We start from the raw sequence: 21,100 nt of genomic DNA on the forward strand, positions 1-21,100 counted from the left end.
CTAGCTGTACTCAGTACGGGGTAGATGGGAGGAAAAAGGGTGCAACGTCTGTGGAAGATAGCTATAACCATCTTTTTTTTGAACCTGTTTATAGTATTTGTCTTTAATTCCAGGAATAAGTTCGTCAGTCCAGGACGCACTCCGGATCGAGATTCCGGGTTGTTTGTGGAAATCCCCCGCACGTGCCGTGCCCGTAAGGCTTCGGAGTAGGTTGTTGGCGATTGCACCTTACAAAAAGTGTGGCTGCGATCGGGAACTGCTAGGACAAAATTATTACTTGACAAAAATTACGCTAACTGCTGATAATAGCAAACCCTAAAATTAAGCTTAAATGTTTGAGGGGTATCACTGTTACGGCGTGATGTCGATCGCCGGCAAATTTACGGATCTCTGCATTAGATTGTGACAAAAACTCAACCTTTATCTGGGTATACACTGCCAGTATTTGCCTGTGCGGCAGCACTTGCAGCCTTGAGGTGCTTGCGTGATGGTATTAAATCTCTCGATAGCGTATCAGTAAATTTACTGGAACCGCCAATAACGGCAGAAATTCCGATCGAGCAGGCCTCTGTACTCAAAACTGGTACTGCTTTGGGCGTGACTCGCTCCGATCCGGGGGACAATCTCGATCTGACTCGAAATACCCCCGTTTGGGCAATGGTGGAATTGGGGAGAGGGGAAGAGGGGGAACAAATACAGATTGTTGGCGGCGAGGGAATTGGACATCACAAAGCAGGTGGAGGAGCGGCAATCTATGATTATGCGATGCGACTGCTGCGATCGAATCTGAGCCGAGAACTCGCACCGTCCGAAAAAATTACTGTCACCCTGATTCTGCCGTCAGGGCGCCAACTAGCCACTCGCACTTCTAACGAAGCTTTCGGCGTGGTAGAAGGACTTTCGCTGCTGGGTACAACTGGCATTTCTCAACCGCTGAGCGCCCCGGGACAGTTGGAAGTTTACCGCGAACAACTGCAACAAAAAGCTGAACTGTTTGACACTTTGGTATTCTGCATCGGCGAAAACGGCTTGGATTTGGCGCGACAACTGGGGATTAATCCCGATCGGCTCGTCAAAACCGCTAACTGGCTGGGCCCGCTGCTGGTAGAAGCAGGATGTCAGGGCGTGCGATCGATTTTGCTGTTTGGCTATCACGGAAAACTGATGAAATTGGCGGCGGGAATTTTTCACACTCACCACCACCTCGCTGACGGGCGCAGGGAAATTCTCACAGCTTACTGTGCTAAGGCTGGAATGCCTGCGGATGCGTGTTCCGCAATTTTTGCCGCAGCGACGGCGGAAGATGCTCTCGGGCAACTGCGGGCTTTGGACGCCCAAACTGGCAGCAATTGGGTCGATCGAATTTACGGCGACATCGCGCGACAAATAGACTTGCGGTCATCGGATTGCATTTTTACTCACACTAATCTGCGCATCCCCGTGGGATCGGTGATGTTCGGGCGCGATCGCAAAATTATTGTTAAAAGTGACATAGGAGATACATTTTTGACCCAAATTTGTTAAGGTAGTGTGAATATCCCTGAATTCTGTTTAAAACATCGATCGGGGATAGTATTTAACAAGTAATAATTCTCTGTCCCTAGACCTTAATTATACTAGGTTGCTTCGGGACGCAATTTCTGACGCAAGAGTTCAATTAATTAGGGTAAGGCTCGAAGTAAATCTATGCTTGCCCTATGCCCGATTAATCGACTAAGATCGCTAACAGCAATCTAGTATTGTAAAACTTCGTTTTGTTTATAAGCAATTATAAACAAGAATGGTATCATATCGCTATGAGTGTTGAACAAGAAATACGCACAGCCCAAAGAACGGAAGTCTCAAATGCAGCTAACAGAGAGGCACATCATTAAATCAACGTCACACCGTTTCGCCCAAATTGACGAACTAGCTTTCAAGTCGAAAAACCTCTACAATGCCGCCAATTACGTCATTCGTCAGAGCTTTATTTATGGAGGGGCTTATGTCAGTTATAACGAAATGAACCGATTGATGAAGTCTCATGAAGCCTACAAGGCTTTGCCTGCAAAAGTAAGCCAGCAAATCTTGATGGTGTTAGACAATAATTGGAAATCGTTTTTTAAAGCAGTTAAAGCTTACAAGGCTGATTCTTCAAAATTCACTGGTCGCCCAAAATTACCAAAGTACAAAGACAAAACCAAAGGGCGAAACCTTCTCGTCTACACGATTCAAGCGATTAGTAGTAAACAGTTGAAGAAAGGAATTATTAAACTTTCGGCTACTGAACTTTTAATCAAAACCAAAGTCGCTCCCGATCGGATTTGCCAAATTAGGCTGGTTCCAAAATGTGATTCCTATGTAATTGAGGTAATTTATGATGAACCGGAGCCAACTCTTGGCAACGCAAATTCTGTAGCTAGTATTGATTTAGGACTGGATAATTTAGTGGCGTTAACTTCAAATCAACCGGGATTTATCCCTTTGTTGATTAACGGGCGACCATTGAAATCGATTAACCAGTTCTACAATAAGCGGAAAGCACGATTGCAATCCCAGTTAAAAGGGAATCGCAAAAGTTCGCCCCGCATTCAGCGCTTAACTCGCTGTCGCCATCAAAAAGTTGATAATTACTTACATCATGCTAGCCGTCTAATTATTAACCTTTTGCTCACCAAGCAGATTGGGACGCTAGTAATTGGTAAGAACGCGCAGTGGAAAACAGAAATCGAGTTAGGGAAGCAAACCAATCAAAACTTTGTTAGTATTCCTCACTCTCGATTAATTGAAATGTTGGAGTACAAAGCTCGGTTGGCGGGAATCACAGTAATTGTGCAGGAAGAATCCTACACATCCCGCTCCAGTTTTTTAGGTTTAGACCCAATTCCTGTTTATGGAAAAACCGAAAAAGAGCCTGTGTTTACTGGTAAGCGGATTAAGCGGGGTTTGTACAAAACATCGACTGGTCAGCTAATTAATTCCGATGTGAATGCAGCGTACAATATCCTCAGAAAAGCAATCCCAAATGCGTTCAGCAATGGGATAGGGAGCTGCGTAGTTCAGCCGAGGCGGGTCGATCCGCTCAAAGTGAAAGGGAAGGGGAGGGACTTAACGCCTCCCATGTCATGCAATAAATGACTATACTTTTACCAGCTATAAATAAGATTTATTCCTAGCGACTAATGCTGGCTCGCCTTCCTCAGTCTTGTACTGAAGCAGCGACAGATATCTCCGCTACCTTCGGCCCAATTAGCAATTAGCAATTACGCAATAACCGTGACTACTCAAATAAAAACAGAATCAGTCCTCACAAACTCTTTTCTGGGGCAGATAGATCGCCAGATCATCGTGATTCTAGACTTCGGTTCGCAATATTCCGAACTGATTGCTCGCCGCATTCGCGAAACTCAAGTATATTCAGAAGTTATTTCTTACCGCACTACTGCAGAACAGTTAAAAGCTATCAATCCTAAAGGAATTATTCTTTCAGGAGGCCCGAGTTCTGTATACGATGAAAAAGCTCCCCAATGCGACCCAGAAATTTGGAATTTGGGAATACCGGTGTTGGGAGTTTGTTACGGGATGCAGTTGATGGTAAAGCAGCTTGGAGGTAGGGTTGAGCGGGCTAAGTTAGCCGAATACGGCAAGGCATCGCTATTTATTGACGATCCTACGGACTTGCTGACAAATGTCGAAGAAGGCAGCACGATGTGGATGAGCCACGGAGACTCCTGTTCCGAGTTGCCTTCGGGTTTTGAGATCCTCGCTCACACGGACAATACTCCGTGTGCTGCTGTTGCTAACCACGAGAAAAATTTGTACGGCGTTCAGTTTCACCCAGAAGTGGTTCACTCGATCGGGGGAATAGCTTTAATTCGCAATTTTGTTTACCACATTTGCGAGTGCGAACCGACTTGGACGACTGCTACTTTTGTGGAGGAATCGATTCGCGAAATTCGCGCGCAAGTGGGGGATAAACGAGTTTTGCTGGCTCTATCGGGCGGTGTAGATTCTTCTACTTTGGCTTTCTTGCTGCACAAGGCGATCGGCGACCAACTTACCTGTATGTTTATCGACCAAGGGTTTATGCGGAAGTATGAACCGGAACGGTTGGTAAAATTATTTAAAGAGCAATTCCACATTGACGTTGAGTATGTTAATGCTCGCGAACGCTTTTTAGCTCAACTTGAAGGGATTACCGATCCGGAGGTAAAACGCAAGCGGATCGGTCACGAGTTTATCAACGTATTTGAAGAAGAATCGAAGCGCCTCGGCCCCTTCGACTACCTGGCACAAGGTACTCTTTATCCTGATGTGATTGAGTCGGCAGACACTAATGTAGACCCGAAAAGCGGGGAGCGAGTTGCTGTTAAAATTAAAAGCCACCACAACGTGGGGGGTTTGCCGAAAGATTTGCGATTTAAGCTGATTGAACCGCTGCGAAAACTGTTTAAGGATGAGGTGCGAAAAGTCGGCAGGTCGATCGGGCTACCCGAAGAAATCGTGAACCGACAACCTTTCCCGGGCCCGGGATTGGCGATTCGGATTATAGGAGAAGTTACCGCAGAGAGACTAAATATTTTGCGGGATGCTGACTTCATTGTTCGCCAAGAAATTAACCGCCACGGATTGTACGGCGAACTTTGGCAAGCTTTTGCAGTTTTGCTGCCGATTCGCAGTGTAGGGGTGATGGGGGACAAGCGCACTTATGCTTACCCGATCGTTCTGCGGTTTATTAAGAGTGAAGACGGGATGACGGCTGATTGGGCGCGGGTTCCTTACGATTTGTTGGAACTGATCTCGAACCGGATTGTGAATGAGGTTAAGGGGGTGAACCGGGTGGTTTACGATATTACTTCTAAGCCGCCGGGAACGATCGAGTGGGAGTGATTTGTAGTTAGTCATTAAGTAGGCGGACAGATTTTTTCGTCTGTCTGCTTATTGTGATTTTGGATAAAAGGGCGATTCCCTACCGGATAGCTACGCTTCACGGGCTTGAGGGGATGGGGAGTGCGAAGGGCGATCGCAGTTTCAATTTTTCCTTGAGACGAAGCTGGTAAAAACCAACACTAACTCAGATTTATCTCTTCTTTGTTAATCCACTGTTCTTTTGCGTCTTTAGCTAGGTCATCAATATTTAAGCCTGTATTTTTAGCTTCCTCAAATTTTTCTTTATACTCTTGAATGAGTTTCCACTGAGAACCCACAGTATAGACATTCTTCTTGACAGTTTGTATTATACCTGGCTTCCACATAGGCAACAAATATCTTTGATTGAATTCTTCAGCATCAGGAACTTGCCCTAAAAGTTCCCATTGGCTACCACGGTCCCTCAGACGGCTGTAGATATCGGTATAATGTAATTCCTGATTATCAACAATTTTTATGACTGCCTCAATTAAGGGACTTAAAACTAGAGGGATCACAGGTAAGTCTACCCAATAATCATTTTCAGCAGTAAATCTAACGCATTTCTCAGCATCTTCATTTATGGCTTGAACGTAGTAAAGCCGTGCTATAGCACTAGATAAAGTGGCTGCTAATTGCAAGGCAAAATTAATAACATTATTACCACCAGTAAGATTGATCCATACTTCCTTACCTCGTTTTCCTGGATTGTCAAGCGTCGCTACTACTTTAATAATACGATCGTAAGTTAACTCAGTATTGCGAAGATCGACTTCACACCAGAAGATATCGCCTTCCTTTCTTTTATGCTCTTTACCACGAATATTAGACCAATCTTTTTTGAGTAATTCTTTTAGTTTTGTTTGCATTGGCAGGTATAAATCTTGTTTAGGGTTTCTGGGAACTCTGCCACTTGGATTTTCCACATAATACAAGTCATACTGAGTATCTGAACCCTCTAAAACTTCTTTAGTTGTAAAAATTACAATTCCCTGAATATCACCTTTTTCTTCAGGTTTTTGATCTGCCTCACCCGATCGAGCAAAAAATTCCAAATCTTCTTTGTTACCCCGCTGATAACGATGAGCTAAATAGGAAATAGGCCCGGTAACAGCTCCTGGCGATAAACCCAATCCCATTAAGTGGTAAACTCCCATAAAAACCTCGAAACTAGATTTATTTACAATTAACTTATCGAAACGATTTCTGTTTGACCCATCCCTAAGCGAGTTTTCATCCCCGTACTAGCAAAACTAGCGTAGTGAATGAGAAGGTTAGCAACATTTGCTAGTAAAGGTTCAGTGCGACTCAAAACTTGTAATGTCACATTACCCGTAAATCCATTTACATAACCCTTGGGAAGGCTGAATAAGCGGCTTTGAGTATTGTGATACTTGAGGGCGATCGCCTCACTCAAATATACTAACAGTTCATCGCCACCTAAATACACAGGGGCAAAATGATTCCAACGCTCTAGCCAACTGCGAAACATCAGAATTGGTACAGGCAAAGGTAAATGAGTCCGATGTTGAGCAAACGCTGTAGGAGTTACAAAATTTAGCTTAAATTTTCTGATTGGTTCTGGCTCAGTTGCAATTAGGGTGTGATATAGACTTTCATAGCTGCTAGTTTCATCTTCTCGGTTAAGGACATCAAACTTTGTGCCAAAAAGCTCTATTGAGGAAGATAAGTCTAGCTCTGCAATTGCCTTAGCTGTTTGCTCGTGTAATCCGCATAGCGATAACTTGTACAAACGATCGGGACTGAAAGTTAAAAAATCCTTAGAAGCAGAACAATAGCCAACAATCCCTGAGTAAGTAAGAGTAGGAACGATCTGGTTCCCCATAGTTAAATTCATTTTTTTGTGCAAATTTTTGGCTAATTCTAATCCATAATTTCGAGGTATCGTTGCTGGTTCTGATGTATTTAATATCCAGGTTGAGCGAATTAGCATATAAATTACAAAGGTGTAAGATTAACCCATCCTAAAGGTTTTTTAATTGGATTGTCTCGATCGGGAATCACTGCGGTACGTCTAGACTTTGGAGCTTCAGAGCTACTTGTTTGTTTAGGACAACAAGCATTACGGATAGTAGCTCTAGTTTGTTCTTGAAAGTGCAATCCTACGGTATTTCCTATCATCCCGCTTCCCCAACCTAATCTTAGATTGTGATTGCTAGGTGAGGAATAAAAATCACGAATAGAACTAAAATCAAGTTTTGGTTGAGTATCTGTGATGCTGTTCCAGTATTGTTGCTCGTACTCCCACTGAGCTTGTGCAAATTCATGACAAATTTCTACTATCCCTTCTACAGTTTTCAGTTGAGATGGTAATTGCATACCTTGCTCGTGCTGAAATCTATCCAGCATTTCTGTATCTATACAAAGAGTAAATTCTGTTTGCAGATTCCAAATCATCTCAATATAGTTAGTGGCACGAGATTCTGCTATTCGTCGATCGAGAGTTTCTTTAAAGCTAGACGAAATAACTTCAGCTACAACAGGTAAGTTCACCACATCATCACAATCAGTTAGCAGTGGTGCAGAGTCAGCCACCTTGATTGCTCTCATAAAATCTGTATTTTGAGTATTTGGTTCTCCAAATAGCCTATTTTCAAAACTGAGCTTATAATTAGAGAATAAATAGCTATTCATAGATATATTTTTGTCCTTAGCTATTTTGAGAATTGGATCGTCGTCTAAAAATGTTTTTTGGTCAGACAGTTCCTTGGCTCTGCGTCGTCTTATCTCTTGCTCAATTTCGCTCACTCTTGTTGGTGCTTGGTGCTTAAGTAAGTAGTAGGCGATCGCAGTTCTAATTGCTCCTTTGATTGATGAACCTGGAATATAAATTTCTCCAAACCCATTACGAATCATCGGAGCTACATCCTTGGTAATTAGCTGATTTACCCATTTCTCACTAATACCTGTTTCAGGAAATATTTCCCGCTCGTCTAGCCATCCTGAGCCAAGAGCTTTGTCATAAAGTTGTTTTAGTTGTTTGAGTATATTTCTAATTTGATTAAAGTCACCTTTTGTTTCAATTACTCTGATATACTCTTGGGATAACTTTTCATATTCTTGCAAGTATCCACGATTTGCAGTTTTGGTATTAATCTTTCGCTGTAAAGCTTGAGGTCTTTGAGATTTTCCTGGTTTGTGTAATACCTCTGCTAAAGCTGTTTGATTTGGAAAATAAATTTCACCGTTTTCTTGCACATACTCAAAAATATTTAAAGCCCCTGCTGCTCCTATTCCAATGTGAATAAGAGGGCTAGTTAACCGAACACGTCTACACTTGTAGTTGCACTCTTGATAAGCATTCAGTTGAGCTAAAGCAGGACGAGAGTCATTGCTCATAATGTTTATTCCGATGTGTTGATTGGCAGACTAACACTGACACCACTGCGATAGATTGAGTGATTATTTTTAAAGTCTTTTGGCCTTACATCAGCTAATTCACCTTGGGGTAATATTGGGAAAACAGAGCCTTCAGCAAACATCCGTATAGATTGGCGGCGTAACTGACGACCAGAGAAAGGAGATGCAATCCAACCACCTCGTGCCAGAATTTCGTAACAAGCGGATTTTCTAAGTAGTCCATCTGGAAGAGATTTTTCCCAGTACAAGCTAATTAAGCAGTAATGCGGGTTAATCAGATTAGATGGTTTCAAGATATCTGTCCACAAGTTATCTAATTCTAACCATTCAGCCTCAAATCTTCCAGCACCAGTAGATCTTTCTCCTCCTATCCCTTCCTCTCCCAAAAGATCCAAGGAAATCTTTAGATTTTTTTCTAGCGTCCGATCAAATGAATGGGGAAAAGAGATGAGGAAGTACAAACCTGCGTCTTCATCTTTTTCCGGTTCCCTGTGAAACTTGACAAAACCAGTATGATAAAAATTTGTAGCTCTAGTAATTCGATCGACTGCAACTTTAGGAACTAAGTCGAATTTAAAAAATTTACTGTAGTCAAACGTTCCAGCTTTATACAAATCTCCATTTCTGTCGATGTCTTTTTCATTTCCAGCTTGAGCTTTAGTAATTAACTCCTCGCGATCGTCTTCGGTGAAACCTATCTCAGTTTGATACCAGCGATGCCAAATCTTCAAGGGTAAGTAGTTGAGTTTTTTGTAAACCTTAGCAAATTCTAAATCATCTTCTTCTGAACTACCTGGATATCCCTTTGGAAATACCAATGGTCGAGGCAGGTAATAGGTGTATCGATTGCCTTTTCGCCTATAAATGAAAGTAGAACTAACGCGAAAGGCTAATTCAGGATGCTCTTCGTATCCCTTTAGTAATTGCCCTACTGCTTCTTTGCCAAACAACTTCGCATAAGCACTAATCCAGGCACTAAACAGCGTATCAGATCGTACCCGTTCGCTTGTCTGTTCTAAACCAATGCCTACTTCGCCAAAGTGAGCAAGATTCTGACCAAAATTAAGCCTAACTAATTTCCAACACATTTTACACCTATTCTACTTATTGCTTCCTCGCAACAATTGCTGAACTTTGCTGTTTTTACGGTCAAATAGTCCCAATAGTTCTCTGATATTTTTGGGTGGTTTTTCCATTGAACTGTCAAATTTATGACCACCTCCAGCAATCTTGGAGTAATCGTGATAGCACAGATTGAAATCCTCAAATTTTACTTTGCCGTAGCCTCTCGAACCATGTCCACCAAGAGCATCATCTTCTAAAATGGCTAGAGCGATCGCTAAATTTTCAAAATCTTTGAAAGCTTCTTCCTCATTTTCAACGGTATAAACCATTTCTAACTTAAATCTAGCCCCTTTCGGCACTCGCTCAATCTGTCGGGGGTTGGCTGCTGCTGTTATTCGATCGATTCCATTCTCGAATTTACGCTCAGTCAAAAATAAGCCAGTATCAATTTTTTCAAGTTTTTTCAGAGAGTTTTCCTGTAAATGAGAATCCCGAACAATAAGACGAGCAGGAGCATTTTGCCCTTTAATTTTTTTATATAACTCGCCACTACTATTTTCTTTACCTAAAAGACCCTCTTTAACTAGATTTTTTGTTTCTCCTGCTTCTTGCACTTCAGAAGCTTTTACCCAACAGTCTTTACCAGTTGAACCAAACACGCGAGAAAGTTCGCAAGTAGCAGCACCGTCGTAAAAAATGAACTGTGACGATCGTCCAGAATTCCCTTTAATTTCTGTAAATCCGTTTAACAAGTCATCGCTCTCATAACGCCAAACTCCCCCAGATTCCCGATTTAAAGGTTTGTTTAAAAAACGTTCTAAAATAGAACGCAGTTTACCTTTAAGTGAAGAACCAGGGATATAAGGATATGCAGTAATTGGATCTCGAACCACTAGCTTGTCAATACCACCAATATCTAGATTTCCTTCGACACCGCCAATGTGAAGTCCTGTTTCAACAACTATAGTGCTGCTGATATGCAGTTTACCCAATAAGCGTTTTTGTTCTATTGATGCAGGCATAATCATTCTCCTCCGGCGGCTTTGTGATAGGCAATAATAGATTCAATCAATTGAAAGAAACGTTCAAAATCTTCTAAGTCTTGAACTTTGTCAATGGCAACATCCATGACTTCTTTTAACGGTTTAACAGCATCCTGTCTAGCAGAAGCATAAGCAAGTTTTTGTTTTAGCAGAACTAATTCAGCGTCTATTTTGGGTAACTCTGTCAAACTGATTACTCCGGCATCAGTTGTTTTATTTTTAATTTGTACTTTTATTTCAACCTTGAGGCGATTTACTGTATCCAAAAATTTGCGAATTTGGTTTGTCTTTAATCCCCGACCTTTAATATATTCTCCAAATTGTTCAGCATCTTTAACTAAAGTGCGAATCGGATAGTATTTTAGACCCACTTCTACTTTTATATCGGTTATGGTTTTAACAACTTGTTTGACAATATCTGGTTTGTCGCTATCTCTTTTGTCATTAAGTTTAGGGCGGGGACTATTCATGATAGATTACCTAGAGCGAGTGAGTAGTTCAATCCAAGTAGCGATCGCCCGAAAGTAAGGCGCGTTACGAGGGTTCATCAGAGATTGACGAACGACAATGAAATCTTTGTCATCATGTAATGATTTGGGGAGTCTTGATAAAGCATAGGCTAACTTGGGTAAGTGTAGGTAATAGCGAACACCATTTTTATTTTCCTCTTTTTCTCGATCTTTGTCCATCTGCTTGAGAATTTGTTCTTGGGTTCCAGCCGCATCTAACAGCCTGCGAATGAAACTGCGAGAATAGTCAGAATTAATATCTAGTTTATTAGTCAAGATTTGAACAAAGCTTAAAACATCAGATATTTCAGGTTTTGCTTCTCTAGCAAGATAGCGCTCTTTTTGGTAATCAAAAACTTTTGATTTATTTTCTACCAGAGTGGCTATATTTACCCACTCTTCCCATTTAAACACTTCTCCAAACAATCCCAAACTATCTCGACCGTTTCCCTTAGAAGCTTCCTCAGCATCTCCACAACGATTAGCAGCTTGATACAGAGGATACTTGATATCATTAATACTAATACCTCCAGAAATAGTAATATCTTGATTCCATCCAGTATATTCTCGAAAAGATTGATAAGTGTCAAAAGCAAATTCGACGATTTCATTCCACGCACCGCTGACAAATAGGTCATCGCCTCCGGCGTAGATAAATAGTAAATTTTTGCGTTCTTCTTCGGTTAAATATTTTGCATTTTTTAACGCTTCACCCGTCTTGATTGGGGTGATAAAATTCTTTTGCCGATCCTCTGCCAAACTGTTGAGATAAACTTTGAAAAAATAACTCATTTGGCGAGATAGTCCAGCGAGTCTTGGCAAAGTCTGCTTGTCACCTAACCCATTAGCAAAAATTTTACCTAACTTATCCACATCCATCCTTAAGTAACCAACTCTAGGAATACAACCAGCTTCTTGAGCAAATTGTGCCATTTCACCAGCTCTGATAAAGTGCGCTCCTTCTTCAGTTTTAATGGTCTGACCGTACTTACCCAACAGTAAAGGTACAGTATTATCTTGATAATATCGATCTAACTGCCAATTATTGATTAAAAAAACTATCTCTCCACTCGTAACTGTAACTGCTAGATCGGTTGTTTCAAAGAGATAATAGTATGAGCCAGGAAAAGATAATCTTTCGCCTGTTTTAAATTTTCTGTTTAAACTAGATTTTTTAGAACGAACAACTGCTTTTATATTAGGTAGTTTATCACCTAATGCAAACATTGTACGGCACATCCAACAAGCAGGTGAGGAATCTAACTCTATATGATTTAATGGTTTAAGACTAGGTAAGTCATCTCGATGACAGACTCGACACGGTGGATAACTTAAGTTAGGTGTAAGAAATCGATCTAGTTGGCTATCAAACTTACGATGTTTTTGTTTGAGCAGTATTTGAGGCGTTTGCTTCCAATATTTAGCAAATTCTGATGTGCCTACAACTTCAACAGGTAAAGATAAATAGTCTAGTGCTAAAAACACTTGTCCCTGAAAAGTTATCTTAAGCCAATCATTAAAGCGATCGCGAATTTGAATAATAGTTTTTTCGAGGTTTTTAGATAAGTGAGGTGCTAATAGATATAAGTTTCCTCCACCCGCATAGATAATACTGGTACGCGGTAAATCTAGCCTTTCTAGCAGTTGCTGCACGATTTCTTCGGAAACTAACTCCAGATAAAAACTTCTAGCACGCAGAGATTTCAGCGCTCCATCAGAAGAAATGGTGTAAATAAACTTTTGAATTCCCGATAAATCGCCGGCAATTAAACAAATGTTATCTGCTTCTGGATTGCGAGCGATCGCGCAAGCAACAGCCGCCGTCGATCGCGCCATATCTATCAAAGCAACATCCGACTCGATAAAACTGAGACACGATCCATATTTCTCGGTTATTAACGTAAGGAGAGATAAATTTTCCCAATCTTGCAAATCGATATTTTCTAATTCAGTTTTTATGGTTTGTTTGTACTCGGTTAAATCCGGTGCCTCTTTGACGGGATAGGGAATAGATGGCTCGGAATCTGCGATAGCCTCTACTGGACAATAATTATTGTCCTTTCGTTCTTTACTATCGTCAAACTTAACAGCGTCGAATAACAACTGTAAGTGATTAGGTTCTTGCTCCTGCCATAATAAAATTTTCTTAGCTTTTGTCACTGCTAGATGCTCCTCAGCAGGCTGGCATTCAAAACAGAATTGAGCATCTACCCACTTTCTTAAAACGGAGATTGTTTGCTGCATCACTTGTAAAGCAACTTCTTGTGATGTCATATCTGAAACTTCCTCTATTACCTAGCAAATTATCAATCAACTAAGTCACCGACATTATACTCTGGATTTTGAGTAATTGCAATTACATATTTTCCCAACTTCGGATCGCAAACTTCAATAGCACCGTAAAGGTGAGAAACTTTGTAAACCAAAACACAAGCTAAAAGAAGCTTGGGGCTGCGATTTTTATAAAGAAGCAGCGCTGATGGTACTGCGGTTCGATCGCACTTTTCATCAAAGTTATATGCAAGGAATCAGCATTCACCATACCTGTACCGCCATAGAGTACGATCGCGCTGCCACATTAATCAAACAATATACTCCCAACCCAGAACACCGATCGGCACTTTTACAAATCCTCCAGTCTCGCCCAACCGACGATGCTTACTACCAAGTCACTTACCGAGACACAGACTACTACCCGCTGAGGTGGTTGCGCGCTTTAGGTTCAGAAGTCGAAATTCTGCTACCTTGGGACTTGCGACAGAAAATGGCCGTAGAAATCCAAAAAACTGGCAACTTGTACCAATAGTCTCTTGCCCGATAATTATCAAAGCTATTGTGGAAAACTTGCTGATTTCTGTGGAAAACCCCCCTTTTCCTGTGGAAAACTAGCAATAAATTAAGTGCGATCGCTTTAATTCCTTTGATAACATTTAAAAAATTAGAGGAATTGCGATCGCAAAAACCGCCTTCATCCTTCATCGCTCAACCTGCTGTTTGCTAGAGACACAGCCTACATTTTTCCTCCTTCCCGCTTCCTCTTTCCTTCTTCCTTTTCTTCAGAATCGTAGCTAATTTGGTCGGACTCGTAAGCCGGTGGCTCAACGTGAATTAAGATGCGTACAGGGCTGAAACGTTCTTCCAAACGGGCTTCTACTTCTTCTGTAATCCGGTGAGCTGTTTCTACATCAACAGCATCGACGATCGCGTGCATTTCAATAAACACTTGACGCCCGATCAGGCCGCGGGAGGCGATCGAGTGACAGTTAACAACGCCGGGCACATCCATTGCGATCGCGTGAATAACTTCCGGTGCGATCGCCATTTCATCCACCAACCAAGGCAGATTTTCCCTTAAAACTTTCCAACCGCTGCTAAATACCAAAACAGCCACAGGAAAAGACAAAAACACATCCAAGAATTGTAATTGAGGCATATTCCAAACCTCTCCTTGCCAAACGCCGATCAACCCGCCGATGACCATAATTGTCACCCAAACATCGCTCATCGTGTGCTGAGCGTCAGCCACTAAAATCGCGCTACCGAGACGTTGGCCAACTCTGCGCTCGTAAAAAGTGACAAAAATATTAATCCCCAGTACCAGCAGCAAAATCCACAGTTCATTTGGCGATATTTTGACAACTGTGCCACCTTTGAGCAACCTTTCAACAGCGCCGCTGAGAATTTCAAAACAGGCAATTCCCAGAAAAGCAGCAATTCCCAGAGCTCCGAGAGCGTCAAATTTTTGGTGTCCGTAGGGATGATCGCGATCGGGCTGCGGATTGGCATAATGATTAGTTAGCAATCCTAAAATATTATTAGCGCTGTCCGTGACGCTGTGCAAAGCATCTGCCAGCAAACTGAGGGAACCAGTCAGCCATCCCACGGCTGCTTTAATTGCCATCACCAGCAAATTTAGCAATAAGGTAATTATTAAAACCTTGCGGACTTTGGAACGGTTATCGGCAACCATAAAATCTCCTCGATCGGCCGTCAAGTTTTCTGGTTTCTAGTTTAAAGCTTATCAAGTCATAACAGGTTAAAACTCTTGCGGAATCTAGCTTGCGACTAGATTTACATTCATTAATTTAGCGTCGCTTCTTGAGATAAGTTTTAATTAATAGCAGTCTCGCAGTCCAATTGAGCTGCAATGTACTTCTTTTGGGTTACTATATCTTTTATCATTAACAATTGTATGTTAAATTTCATTGCCCATGTCTCTTTCTGCGCTGACACTGAATTTAGTCGAAGGTTCTGTCTCCTTTAGCTTTTCCCCGCAAGCCGCCCGGGAATTGCAAAACGAAATTGCAGCTTTGATGGAAAGCTTGAAAGCTGTAGCCGCCAAAACCGCTGGCGCTAAAGCTTCTCCCCAAAAACCGATGGAATATCGGTATGCAGGAGATGTATTTTTGGAAGTTTTCTGCAACCCGAATATCTGGCCAACTCCTTTTGCTGCAAAAGTGCTGATTACTGTTCGGGACGATCGCGTGCGCGTGACCACAGAAGCCGAACTCAGCCGCCTGCGCGACGATCTCGCTCAGTATATCGAACAAGTAGGTTGAGATTCTCAACCTCGATCGTTTGTAGTTAATAGGTTGAATCTGAGTTCAGATACCATTCTCGCTTAACAGGCTTTCCGACCTGTTCCACAAACATTAAATTTTATTGTGGGGAGTAGGGGTTGGGCTTCTAGCCCGCCCCTGAAAGGCTGATTGAAAGGGGATAGCTATCTGCAGGCGACGCCGACCATTCCCACATAGAACCAGCATAATTCTTAGCACAAAATCCCACATTTGTCAATACACAAGTCAACCATGCAGAGCGAATTCCCCCACTACAATAACTCACAATTTGAGTTGACTGCGAAACTCCTTTTTGCTGTAAAATAGCGACAATTTCCCCGCGAGACAGCAGTTTTCCCTGTTTGTCCATCAACTGTTTGTAATAGAGGTGAACCGCACCGGGAATGTGGCCGCCCCGCTGTTCTCCGTAAGGCGTTTTACCTGCATATTCTCGCGGCTCTCTGGCGTCAATAATGACTAAATTCTCATTGCCTAAAATTGCTTTCAATTCATCCCGCTGAATTTCCCAATTCGAGAGGCGAGATATTACAAAATCTCCTGTTTTCGGTGGATTGTTTGCAGATTTCACTCGATTAATTCCAGCTTTGATTAAAGCCCGATATCCTCCATCGACAAAAACGGCTTTTTCCTGTCCCAAAGTCTGCAACATCCAAACAATTCGCCCGTCTTCGCCCCACCCTTTCACGGAATCGGCAACCACTATCACAGGTTTGTCTTGACAAATACCAATTGCTTGCAGTTTTTGAGTTAAAACTGTGTTATTTTCGATAATTTTTCCCTTGTGGGGAAACTCGGAACGCGAAAATTCCTGCCAAGTTACGGGAATAGCTGGTGGGAGACGGCAAAACCACTTTAAAATAGGTTGGCGAGCATCTAGTAAAGTAGCTTCTTGTTCCAGCAATTGCTTAGCTAAATCTGCATTTACTATCCAGTTATTTGCTAAATTACCCAGTAAATTAGACATAATTTATTGAGTAACTTTTACTGTATTAGCACCGCAGGCTAAAACCCCTTTGGTATTAGTTGGGTTAGGTGGTTTAGTCTTGCCAGGAGCAGCATTTATACACAAGATTGTTTGGGTCTTGTTTCCCACCAAAAAGACTCCCCCCACAAAACTTTTGAGATTAGCTTGCTTCGAGACTCCGTAGTTAAATACAGAACCTTTTTTCAGCATGCCGATCGAGTAGCTGTAATTGGTCGCGTCAGGTTTAATTTGGAGACCCATATAAACCAATAGATTGGAAACAGAACTTGTAAAACCTGCTTTTTCAGCATAGTAAACTTGCTGGGCTTTATTCATCGAACCCACAAAATTTTTCGCTTGTAATTCCTTAGTTTTAAGCGTTTGTGAAACTTGAGCTTCCGAGACAGAAGTGAAAATAACTGGCAGAGTTAGAGATGCGATCGCAACTTCGATCTGCCAGTAGCTGCTATAAATCCTGCTTAATTTCACAGAGAGCCGGTGGAATGAGCAGTTGAGAAACATATAATTAAACTAATTGTTTTGCCTGAAACTGTTTCAATTCCCCAGGAGCAACCGTGCCGTGTTCTGTGATTATTCCCGATATTAATTCCGCCGGAGTTACGTCAAAAGCGGGATTGTAAAATTCAACTCCCACAGGACAAATTCGCGTAGTTCCAACTTGATACATTTCAACTGGATCGCGTTCTTCAATGGGGATTTTGCTGCCGTCGGAAAGTTCAAAATCTATTGTTGACAGAGGAGCAGCGACAAAGAAAGGAACGTTGTGAGCTTTGGCAACAATTGCTAAACTGTAAGTGCCAATTTTATTGGCGGCGTCGCCGTTAGCAGCGATTCTGTCTGCACCGACAACTACTGCGTGAATCATTCGGAGTTTCATGCAGTGAGCTGCCATATTATCAGCTATTAAAGTGACGGGAATTCCTTCTTGCACGCATTCCCAAGTGGTGAGTTTTGCACCTTGGAGACGGGGCCGAGTTTCGTCTGCAAAAACTCTTCCGAGTCTTCCTTCTCGCCAAGCAGAACGAAATACACCTAAAGCAGTTCCGTAGCCGGCAGTTGCTAATGCACCTGCATTGCAGTGAGTTAGTAAGTTCAATTTTTCGGGTGTAGCTGGCAGAACTTCTAAACCTTTGTCGCCGATATCTTGACAAGTTTGCAAGTCTTCTGCTTGAATGGTTTTGGCCATTTCTAACAAAGTTTTTTGCACTTGTTCGACCGAACCGCTAGTTCTCTCGGCAGTTTTGAGCATTCGCGATATTGCCCAAAACAAATTAACCGCTGTGGGACGAGTCGATCGCAATAACTCGCCAACTTGTTCTAGTTTAGTTAAAAACTCGGTACGATCGCCCGTTTGGATTTCTCGCGCCCCCAAATACATCCCGTAAGCTGCTGCTACCCCGATCGCCGGAGCACCTCGGACTATCATAGTTTTAATCGCCTCAGCCATATCTTCGCAGCGGCTAATTTCGACTACACCGTATTCTTTCGGCAATCGGTTTTGGTCAATTAGCAGAACTCTGTCTTCTATCCAAGTGACGGGGGAAACTGAAGAGTTTTGAGCGGTCATCGATTTCAATTATGTGAGGGACAAGTTTCTATGATGCCATGAAGGCGACTATTCCTCTATGTTATGAGGGACACGCTGAATTTGCCAAAATCCCATTCCTGCGGTTTGAGATTTGAGATTGAAGAATTGCTGGATACTTACCACTCTCTCGGTTTGGAATTTGCCTAGAATAGGATTCTTTTTCACAAAAGTGTACTTAGTAAAAAACATAACATTAAGTTGTGTAAATTATATTTATGTTTTTTGAATGATTTCAGGAATCGGGAACAAGCTAGTTGTACCTGAGGTCTGCTTTTTTTAAGTTGAGAATGAAAAAGTGCGATCGACCCAACATTCCAGCTCCAAGAAGTGTAAAAAAGTCACAAAATTAGATACTTGTCAAGTTTTTACTGATTTGAGAGCAGGCTATGTCGGAGATAAAAACAGTCCTGGACGCATCCGGACAGGTGAAACCGGGTTTTTTACGCCCCTGTGCGGTCTACAACCCGTCTTTTCGTAAAAAAAAGCCGGTTTCTAAACAATCGTGTGTAAGTCATAAAAAAGTTGGGGCGATCGCACGGAAACAACATTTTGAAAACCTAATTAGGTGCATGGGGGAACAGTAATTATGAAAAACCTACAAATAGTCTTCGTAGATTCAGCAGTTGAAGATTGGCAAAGTCTGGCTGCAGGAGTTAAAACGGGTACAGAGGTAATTTTAGTCGATCGCTCCCGGGACGGCATCGAACAAATTGCCGAAGCACTGCAGAGCCGCAAAGGTATAGAAAGCGTTCACATTATTTCTCACGGGGAATCGGGAAGTTTGCAGCTAGGGCAAACTATCCTGAATTCCGACAATTTAGAAACATATCGCGACTGTTTCAAACAGTGGTTTTCGTCATCTGTCAGCTCAATTAAAAATCGATTTGAAATTCTGATATACGGATGTAACGTAGCAGCAGGTGAAAAAGGAGAGGCTTTTGTAAAAAAGCTGAGCAAGTTAACAAAAGCTAATATTGCCGCTTCAGCAGATATTACGGGGAGCGCCAAAAAAGGCGGAAACTGGGTACTTGAATACGCTACTGGAGCGATTAAAACAGGATTGGCGATCGAGCCGGAGGTAATGGCAAATTACGGGCATACCTTGGCGACGTTTGTTGTTACGAATACCAACGATGCCGGGCCGGGTTCGCTGCGAGATGCGATTACTCAAGCAAATGCCACTGCCGCACCGCCGCACAATATTAACTTTGCCATTGGTACAGGCCCGCAGACGATCGCGCCCCTCTCGATCTTGCCACCTATTACCGCTCCCGTAATCATCAACGCTACCTCGCAGACTGGATTTGCAGGCATCCCACTTATCCAGCTATCTGGCAACAATACCGTTGCAAACGGTCTGATCCTTGCTGCCGGTAGCGGTGGCAGCACCGTGCGGGGATTAATAATCAATGGCTTCACCAACGCCGGCATCTCCGTTGAAAGCAATGGGAACACAGTATCTGGCAATTACATCGGTCTTGATGCCACCGGTACTCTGCCCAGGCCCAACGGCGTATTTGGCCTCGTCATTCAGTCCGGTGCTACCGGTAACATAATTGGCGGACTTAACCCGGGCGATCGCAATGTCATTTCCGGCAATACTACTTTCGGTGTCATCATTGCTGGCGGGAGCAACTCTGTACTGGGCAACTTCATAGGCACTAATGCAGCGGGCACGGCTGCAGTAGCCAACATCGGTGCCGGAGTAGTTATCCAAGAGGCAGCTAACAATATAGTTGGGGGCAGCACGGCGGCTGCCCGCAATATTATTTCTGGTAACGGTACTGGCGCAGTCATTGCTGGCACGGCAGCCATCAACAACCAACTCCTAGGCAACTACATCGGTACAGATGTCAGCGGAAATAATGCAGTTGCAAATAGTGTGGGCGTAGCTCTCCAGGGAAGCGCAAACAATAATACGATTGGCGGTAGTGTAACAGGTGCTGGCAACGTCATTTCCGGTAATGCTAACAGCGGCATCAGCATTGTTGACAATAGCAGCAGCAACTCTGTCCAAGCCAATTTCATCGGCCTCAATGCCGCTGGAACAGCCTTGAGCAACGGTGCTGGCGTGGTCATAGACAATGGGCTCAACAATACGATCGGTGGCAATACAGCAGCGGTTCGGAACATTATTTCTGGTAATGTTGGCAGTGCCATCAGCATCTCGGGTGTCGGTGCCACAGGGAACAGTGTGCGGGGCAATTTCATCGGCACCAATATCGCAGGTACGGCAGCCATCGCCAACGGCGGTTTTGGCGTTGCCATCACTGCGAATGCCACCAACAATACAATTGGCGGGGACTCAACGGCAGGCGAGCGCAACGTCATTTCTGGCAATAGCAGTAGCGGTGTCATCATTAATGCCGGGGCTACAGGTAACTTTGTGCGGGGAAACTTCATCGGCGTCGGAACCGACGGCACTACCGCAGTGGCGAATAACGCTCCGGGCGTATTGGTTGACTCTTCCAATAATGCGATCGGGGGCGCAGCACCTGGCCAGGCGAATACTATAGCCAATAACGCTATAGCTGGGGTCACAGTTAATTCCGGTACCGGCAACAGCATCCAAAACAACTCGATCTTCGCCAACACAAGCTTAGGCATCGACCTCGGCAACAACGGCATCACCGCCAATGATGCGGGCGACGCCGACACCGGTGCAAACAACCTCCAAAACACCCCCGTACTCACCACCGCTACCGCCAGTGGTGGCAGCGTCACCGTCGCGGGAACTTACAACAGCACCCCCAATACCAACTTCACCCTGCAATTTTTCGCCAACACTGCCCCCGGCACCCAAGGTCAAACCTTCATCGCTTCTGTCCCGATAACGACGGACGCCACGGGCAACGCTGCTTTCAATCAAACTTTCCCAGCAGCAGTCACCGCAGGGCAATTAATCACTGCCACAGCAACAGACGCCGCTGGCAACACTTCTGAATTTTCCGCACAGCCTGTTCCCGTTGTCGTGCCCCTGAGTACCATCACCGGCATCAAATTCAACGACACTGACGGCAACGGCACTCAAGCTGCCGGAGAACTTGGCGTCGCCGGAGTGA

16 protein-coding genes and 1 pseudogene are annotated in these 21,100 nt (G+C 43.3%); 6 read left to right on the forward strand and 11 right to left on the reverse strand.

Going from position 1 to position 21,100, the window contains the following annotated elements:
* The first annotated feature begins 402 nt into the window (after window positions 1-402).
* From cbiD to guaA, 3 genes and pseudogenes are all read left to right on the forward strand, one after another.
* Window positions 403-1,524 carry a cobalt-precorrin-5B (C(1))-methyltransferase CbiD gene (gene cbiD / locus QUA80_RS24310; protein WP_333427580.1) on the forward strand — a complete coding sequence of 374 codons (1,122 nt, stop codon included), beginning with the start codon at window positions 403-405 and terminating at the stop codon, window positions 1,522-1,524.
* Between the two features lie 321 nt (window positions 1,525-1,845).
* Window positions 1,846-3,113: pseudogene (locus QUA80_RS24315) on the forward strand (RNA-guided endonuclease InsQ/TnpB family protein).
* 154 nt (window positions 3,114-3,267) lie between these two features.
* Entirely contained in the window at window positions 3,268-4,869 is a 1,602-nt protein-coding gene (gene guaA, locus QUA80_RS24320; RefSeq protein WP_445302287.1) for a glutamine-hydrolyzing GMP synthase, read from the forward strand.
* A gap of 179 nt (window positions 4,870-5,048) precedes the next feature.
* On the opposite strand, the gene QUA80_RS24325 is transcribed toward guaA, so the two are convergent.
* The 7 genes from QUA80_RS24325 to cas10 all read right to left on the reverse strand — a co-directional run bounded on the left by QUA80_RS24325 (window position 5,049) and on the right by cas10 (window position 13,159).
* Window positions 5,049-6,044 carry a hypothetical protein gene (locus QUA80_RS24325; RefSeq protein WP_333427583.1) on the reverse strand — a complete coding sequence of 332 codons (996 nt, stop codon included), beginning with the start codon at window positions 6,042-6,044 and terminating at the stop codon, window positions 5,049-5,051.
* Window positions 6,045-6,073: 29 nt separating this feature from the next.
* Window positions 6,074-6,745 carry a CRISPR system precrRNA processing endoribonuclease RAMP protein Cas6 gene (gene cas6, locus QUA80_RS24330; RefSeq protein WP_333427584.1) on the reverse strand — a complete coding sequence of 224 codons (672 nt, stop codon included), beginning with the start codon at window positions 6,743-6,745 and terminating at the stop codon, window positions 6,074-6,076.
* Between the two features lie 101 nt (window positions 6,746-6,846).
* Window positions 6,847-8,247, reverse strand: coding sequence for a type III-A CRISPR-associated RAMP protein Csm5 (gene csm5, locus QUA80_RS24335; protein WP_333427585.1), 1,401 nt, complete (start codon window positions 8,245-8,247; stop codon window positions 6,847-6,849).
* Between the two features lie 5 nt (window positions 8,248-8,252).
* The gene (gene csm4, locus QUA80_RS24340) at window positions 8,253-9,356 is read right to left on the reverse strand and encodes a type III-A CRISPR-associated RAMP protein Csm4 (protein WP_333427586.1); all 1,104 of its coding nucleotides are present in this window, start codon (window positions 9,354-9,356) and stop codon (window positions 8,253-8,255) included.
* A gap of 12 nt (window positions 9,357-9,368) precedes the next feature.
* Complete coding sequence (gene csm3, locus QUA80_RS24345) at window positions 9,369-10,355, reverse strand: type III-A CRISPR-associated RAMP protein Csm3 (protein ID WP_333427587.1); 987 nt, start codon at window positions 10,353-10,355, stop codon at window positions 9,369-9,371.
* A gap of 2 nt (window positions 10,356-10,357) precedes the next feature.
* A complete protein-coding gene (gene csm2 / locus QUA80_RS24350) occupies window positions 10,358-10,846 on the reverse strand; it encodes a type III-A CRISPR-associated protein Csm2 (protein WP_333427588.1) in 489 nt (162 codons plus the stop codon).
* A 6-nt stretch (window positions 10,847-10,852) separates the two neighbouring features.
* Entirely contained in the window at window positions 10,853-13,159 is a 2,307-nt protein-coding gene (cas10, locus tag QUA80_RS24355; RefSeq protein ID WP_333427589.1) for a type III-A CRISPR-associated protein Cas10/Csm1, read from the reverse strand.
* Between the two features lie 205 nt (window positions 13,160-13,364).
* Here cas10 and QUA80_RS24360 point away from each other — a divergent pair, with 205 nt between their 5' ends.
* Window positions 13,365-13,691: a TIGR03985 family CRISPR-associated protein gene (locus QUA80_RS24360; protein WP_333427590.1), complete on the forward strand. Its 327-nt coding sequence runs from the start codon at window positions 13,365-13,367 to the stop codon at window positions 13,689-13,691.
* A gap of 204 nt (window positions 13,692-13,895) precedes the next feature.
* Here QUA80_RS24360 and QUA80_RS24365 read toward each other — a convergent pair whose 3' ends face one another.
* The gene (locus tag QUA80_RS24365) at window positions 13,896-14,855 is read right to left on the reverse strand and encodes a cation diffusion facilitator family transporter (RefSeq protein WP_333427591.1); all 960 of its coding nucleotides are present in this window, start codon (window positions 14,853-14,855) and stop codon (window positions 13,896-13,898) included.
* Between the two features lie 241 nt (window positions 14,856-15,096).
* Between QUA80_RS24365 and QUA80_RS24370 the strand changes: the two genes are divergently transcribed.
* Complete coding sequence (locus QUA80_RS24370) at window positions 15,097-15,444, forward strand: hypothetical protein (protein WP_333427592.1); 348 nt, start codon at window positions 15,097-15,099, stop codon at window positions 15,442-15,444.
* A gap of 127 nt (window positions 15,445-15,571) precedes the next feature.
* Here the strand turns inward: QUA80_RS24370 and QUA80_RS24375 are convergent, their stop codons facing one another.
* The 3 genes from QUA80_RS24375 to mtnA are packed head-to-tail and all read right to left on the reverse strand — an operon-like array spanning window position 15,572 to window position 18,017.
* Window positions 15,572-16,429 (reverse strand): rhodanese-like domain-containing protein, encoded by an 858-nt coding sequence (locus QUA80_RS24375; protein ID WP_333427593.1) that lies wholly within the window; start codon window positions 16,427-16,429, stop codon window positions 15,572-15,574.
* Between the two features lie 3 nt (window positions 16,430-16,432).
* Window positions 16,433-16,918 carry a type IV pilin-like G/H family protein gene (locus tag QUA80_RS24380; RefSeq protein WP_333427594.1) on the reverse strand — a complete coding sequence of 162 codons (486 nt, stop codon included), beginning with the start codon at window positions 16,916-16,918 and terminating at the stop codon, window positions 16,433-16,435.
* A 37-nt stretch (window positions 16,919-16,955) separates the two neighbouring features.
* A complete protein-coding gene (mtnA, locus tag QUA80_RS24385) occupies window positions 16,956-18,017 on the reverse strand; it encodes an S-methyl-5-thioribose-1-phosphate isomerase (RefSeq protein ID WP_333427595.1) in 1,062 nt (353 codons plus the stop codon).
* A gap of 607 nt (window positions 18,018-18,624) precedes the next feature.
* On the opposite strand from mtnA, the gene QUA80_RS24390 reads away from it, so the two are divergent.
* Window positions 18,625-21,100: DUF4347 domain-containing protein (locus QUA80_RS24390; RefSeq protein WP_333427596.1), on the forward strand; the 2,476-nt coding region annotated here is incomplete at its 3' end.

This window comes from Microcoleus sp. F4-D5 (assembly GCF_036704885.1).
In the GTDB taxonomy this organism is placed as follows: domain Bacteria; phylum Cyanobacteriota; class Cyanobacteriia; order Cyanobacteriales; family Microcoleaceae; genus Microcoleus.